5 protein-coding genes and 1 pseudogene are annotated in these 3,781 nt (G+C 71.0%); 3 read left to right on the forward strand and 3 right to left on the reverse strand.

Going from position 1 to position 3,781, the window contains the following annotated elements; translation table 11 throughout:
• The first annotated feature begins 105 nt into the window (after positions 1–105).
• Positions 106–456: a MerR family transcriptional regulator gene (locus tag AB0958_RS44720; protein ID WP_366896228.1), complete on the forward strand. Its 351-nt coding sequence runs from the start codon at positions 106–108 to the stop codon at positions 454–456.
• 244 nt (positions 457–700) lie between these two features.
• Here AB0958_RS44720 and AB0958_RS44725 read toward each other — a convergent pair whose 3' ends face one another.
• Positions 701–1,117, reverse strand: a complete 417-nt coding sequence (locus tag AB0958_RS44725) for an HAD-IA family hydrolase (RefSeq protein WP_366896229.1) — start codon at positions 1,115–1,117, stop codon at positions 701–703.
• Positions 1,063–1,497: pseudogene (locus AB0958_RS44730) on the reverse strand (3,4-dihydroxy-2-butanone-4-phosphate synthase); the annotation flags it as partial. The pseudogene AB0958_RS44730 and the gene AB0958_RS44725, both read right to left, overlap by 55 nt.
• A gap of 74 nt (positions 1,498–1,571) precedes the next feature.
• On the opposite strand from AB0958_RS44730, the gene AB0958_RS44735 reads away from it, so the two are divergent.
• Both AB0958_RS44735 and AB0958_RS44740 read left to right on the forward strand, forming a co-directional pair.
• On the forward strand, positions 1,572–2,360 hold the full coding sequence (locus AB0958_RS44735; protein WP_366896230.1) for a metalloregulator ArsR/SmtB family transcription factor: 789 nt from the start codon (positions 1,572–1,574) through the stop codon (positions 2,358–2,360).
• Between the two features lie 57 nt (positions 2,361–2,417).
• A complete protein-coding gene (locus tag AB0958_RS44740) occupies positions 2,418–2,936 on the forward strand; it encodes a hypothetical protein (protein ID WP_366896226.1) in 519 nt (172 codons plus the stop codon).
• A 412-nt stretch (positions 2,937–3,348) separates the two neighbouring features.
• Here the strand turns inward: AB0958_RS44740 and AB0958_RS44745 are convergent, their stop codons facing one another.
• The gene (locus AB0958_RS44745; RefSeq protein WP_366896227.1) at positions 3,349–3,570 is read right to left on the reverse strand and encodes a hypothetical protein; all 222 of its coding nucleotides are present in this window, start codon (positions 3,568–3,570) and stop codon (positions 3,349–3,351) included.
• Between the last annotated feature and the right edge of the window lie 211 nt (positions 3,571–3,781).

Here is a 3,781-nt window from a genome sequence, read left to right on the forward strand (position 1 = left end):
TATCGCAAGGCCCTGCGGCTGATGCGGCTCGCCGACCGGCTCGGCATCCCCGTCGTCACCCTCGCCGACACCAGGGCCCCTCGACGCGTTGCACAGCGAGGTGACATGACATCGGACAATCCTCTGAATGATCGTCTGGACGACGACGACTACCCCGCGTACACGATGGGCCGGGCAGCCGAGATGCTCGGCGCCACCCCGGCCTTCCTCCGAGCGATCGGTGAGGCTCGGCTGATCACTCCGCTCCGGTCGGAGGGAGGGCATCGCCGGTACTCCCGCTACCAGCTGCGGATCGCCGCGCGCGCCCGGGAGCTCGTCGACAAGGGGACTCCGATCGAGGCCGCGTGCCGCATCGTCATCCTCGAGGACCAGCTCGAGGAAGCGCAGCGCATCAACGCCGAGTACCGGCGTGCCGCCGGCGAACCGGCGGACCGGGCCGGCTCCGGCTCCGCCTGAACACACGGGCACGTGGCGGTGCCGACCGGGGACCGTCGACCGCCCGAGCGCCGTTGCTTCCCGAGCTGAGAGCGCGAGCCCGGCCCTCGTCACACTCCACCTCCGGGAGGTGGGCGGACCGCCTCCTCTCCGTCACAGCAGCCTGATCAGGGGTGTCAGAACCGTGCCGACGGCGTGGAGCACCCAGGGCGGGGCCGTGGACCAGGCGACCGGCACCCCCTCCCCGACGGCAGGCGGCAGGCGTTCACTGTGGCGTCGGCTCGGGCTGGGCGCTGAGCAGTCGGCGCAGCACGGGCAGGGCAGCGGCGGCGGTGTCCGCCTGGTCCGTGATCAGGTGGGTGAGGGCGACGGGCAGTCGCATTCTGTCGCGGGGGATGGCCAGGACCCGCAGGCCCGCGGCTGCCGCCGCGCGAATGCCGTTCGGGGAGTCTTCCACGGCGAGACAGTCGGCGGGCGGGAGGCCCAGCCGGGCGGCGGCGCGGAGGTACGCGTCCGGTGCGGGCCTGCCGCGGGCCGCGTCCTCGCCGCACACGACCGCGCTGGGGTCCGTGCGACGTGGGCGGGGTGCGAGCTGCTCGATGGAGAGGAGAGCGAGGCCGTGGACGGGACCATCGGCGGCAGTTCCAGCCGGTCGGCGACCTCGGGTGCCAGCGGCGCGCAGATCAGGCCGCTGGTGAAGCGGACGAAGGAGCCCAGGCTCCGGGCGGTGCCGAACTGGGCGGCCATCACGACCCCGCCCTCGTCCTCGCGGTCCGCGTCGTCCAGCACGATCACGGGCCGGCCGGCCCGCAGTTCTTCGAGGGCGGCTGCCACCGCGCCATGGCCTGCGTGCGGCCGCGGCACCGAAACTGACGTCACGGGAACCAGCCCCTTCTCGACCCCGACGTTCCTGCACGATCCACCGGTGACGCGGGCACCCGACTTGAGGGCCGACGGGGCAGCGCGCGCAGCACGACGGTCACTGCCGGACCGCCGGGACCGTTCCGGCGCACCCCGGCGGCGGGGCTGCCTCGTCCCCTGGCATCGCTGTGCTCGGCTCACTCGGTCGGCCTCGCTCTTGACAATAGGCAGGTGAATACCTGCATGATTACGACGTGAGCCTCGAAGCAACGGTGATGGACTCGGTGTTCAAGGCGCTGGCCGACCCCACCCGGCGGCTCCTGCTCGACCGGCTGCGCGAGCACAACGGGCAGACGCTGCGCGAACTGTGCGAGCGCCTCGACATGGCGCGCCAGTCGGCGACGCAACACCTGGACATCCTCGTGCGGGCCGACCTCGTCACCGTCGTACGGCGCGGCCGGGAGCGGCTGCACTACCTCAACCCGGCCCCGATCCACGAGATCGAGGAACGCTGGATCTCCGGTTTCGACAAACCCCGCCTGCAAGCGATCAGCGCAATCAAGCACCAGGCAGAGGAGTACGCCATGACCACCGCACCCACACCGGTACCGGACTACGTCTATGTCACCTACATCCGCGCCAGTGCGGAGCAGGTGTGGCAGGCCCTGACCGACGCCGAGCTGACGGCGCGCTACTGGGGACACGCCAACGTCTCCGACTGGAAGCCGGGCTCGGCCTGGGAGCACCGGCGAGCCGACGGGTCAGGCAGGATCGACGTGGTGGGGCATGTCCGGGAGGCCGAGCCCCCGACCCGGCTGGTCGTCACCTTCGACGACGCCCCTGATGCCGAATCGCCGAGGGAGCCGTCGGTCGTCACTTTCCTCGTCGAACCGCATCAGGACATCGTCCGCCTCACCGTGACCCACGAGAACCTGCCCAATCAGGAGATGCTGGGCGGCATCTCGGCCGGCTGGCCGGCCGTGCTGGCCAACCTCAAGTCGATGCTGGAGACCGGCGAGGTCCTGCCGCAGGCGCCGTGGGAGATGTCCCGCGCCCACACCTGAGCCGCGCCTCCCAGCCCCTCGTTCCTTCCGCAACGCCCGCACAGTGAGGTGCGACACATGCTGGACACCGCCCCGCTCCAGGACGCCTACCGCGCACTGCTCGACGCCGCCGCCCACGTGGCCGACGCCGACGACCCCGGCCCCGCCCCGCCGGACGGCGAGTGGAACGCCGACCAGATCCTCGCGCACGTCTCTCTCGTCAGCGCCGCCACCATCTCCGCCGTCGCAGGTGTCGCAGCGGGATCCCACACCACGTACGACAACCGGATCGCGCTCGACGCCTGGACCATCGAGCGAACCATCGCGCACGCAGGCGGCAACCCCGGGCTCCGGGACCGCATCGGCGGCCAGGCAGCCGCACTGTGCGCACTCGCCGGAGGTGCGGCGCTCAGCGACACCGAACTCGGCACCCTGGTGCCTGCCCGGCTCCTGTCCAACGACAGCCTCCTGGTCGATCAGCCCATGCCGCTGCGCGACATCGTCACCGGACTGGCGGAGGCAGAACTGCCCGGCCACACGAAACAGCTCCTCGACCTCCTCCCCGACCGGACCGTGGCCGTGGCCATGCCGGATTGACGCCGGAGGCACGCCGCCGTCGAGAGACGGCGCGGACCCGGACGGCGGAGCGGGATGAGCAGGCGGTCGAGCATGGGACGGAGGCGCCTGGACAGAGGTGGAAGAGTCCGGGCGGCCTGCCGGACCGACGGTCGGGTCCGACCGGCGCGACACCATCCGCCGACCGGCGCGACGGCATCCGCCGAACGGGTCGCGTGAGCCGCGGGCCGCTACGCCGCGCGCGGGCCCGAGGCGGACCCCTGTTCCTCCTCGGGCCAGAAGGCTTCGTCCTCCCCGAAGTCCGGGGCTTTGAAGGGGTTCGTCGCCGGAGCCGACGAGGCCGGCGCGACGCAGCGGGTCTGCTCTTCCAGGGCGGAGAACAGCGAGGTCAGATCGATGAGGGGGCTCGCTTTCAGGGGCGGGGGCAGCGGTCCTACAGCTTGGTCATCTTGGAGTACGGGCTCAGGACCCGCACTTGCTCCGAGCCGAAATTCACGAGTACCGCGATGCCGTCCTCGATGCCGACCACCCGGCCGAGGCCGTGCACATCGTGAGTGACCTGGTCACCCACGGCGAAGTGCTTGGGAGCCGGCGTGGTCGGGGCCTTGAAGGGACTGGTGGGCAAATGACGCTTCGGTGCAGCAGGCTTTGTCATGTTGCCCCTAGTATGCGCCTACGGACCGCGCCGATGGCTGCCTCGCTGATCGTCGACTTCACTCAGGCAGGAGCCGAGTCATGCGGCGGACGCACATCCTTGGAGGCAATAGCTCGTGCTGATCGCTCAGCGTCCCTCGTTGACCGAAGAGGTCGTCGACGAGTTCCGCTCCCGGTTCGTGATCGAGCCGCTGGAGCCGGGCTTCGGTTAC

The sequence above is a fragment of the Streptomyces sp. NPDC006655 genome, from assembly GCF_040703965.1.
Classification (GTDB): Bacteria; Actinomycetota; Actinomycetes; order Streptomycetales; family Streptomycetaceae; genus Streptomyces.